Source organism: Roseibium sp. SCP14 (genome assembly GCF_040329475.1).
GTDB lineage: Bacteria > Pseudomonadota > Alphaproteobacteria > Rhizobiales > Stappiaceae > Roseibium.
In genome coordinates this window covers 1-225 of record NZ_JBDZYH010000053.1, presented here as the reverse complement: position 1 = coordinate 225, position 225 = coordinate 1, and the positions used below count along the sequence as shown (strand labels likewise).

Annotated in this window: 1 protein-coding gene; it reads left to right on the top strand. The window is 58.7% G+C overall.

What is annotated here, in order from left to right; translation table 11 throughout:
* Positions 1-225, top strand: a 225-nt coding sequence (locus tag ABLQ08_RS32580; RefSeq protein WP_417714979.1) for a M10 family metallopeptidase C-terminal domain-containing protein, incomplete at both ends; no start/stop codon positions are given.

Genomic DNA, 225 nt, shown 5'->3' with positions numbered 1-225 from the left:
GTCGGCGAAAACGGCAATGACACGATCACCGGAGGTGCCGGCAACGATATCCTGCGTGGCGGCTCGGGCGGATCGACCGGCGACGGCTACAAGGACACATTTGTGTTCAAGAACGGGGACGACAGCGACACTATCAAGGATTTTGAAAACGATCGCGATCAGCTTGATGTGACGGATTTCGCGCTTGCGGATTTCGCAGCCCTGCAGGCACTGGCCAGCGACCGT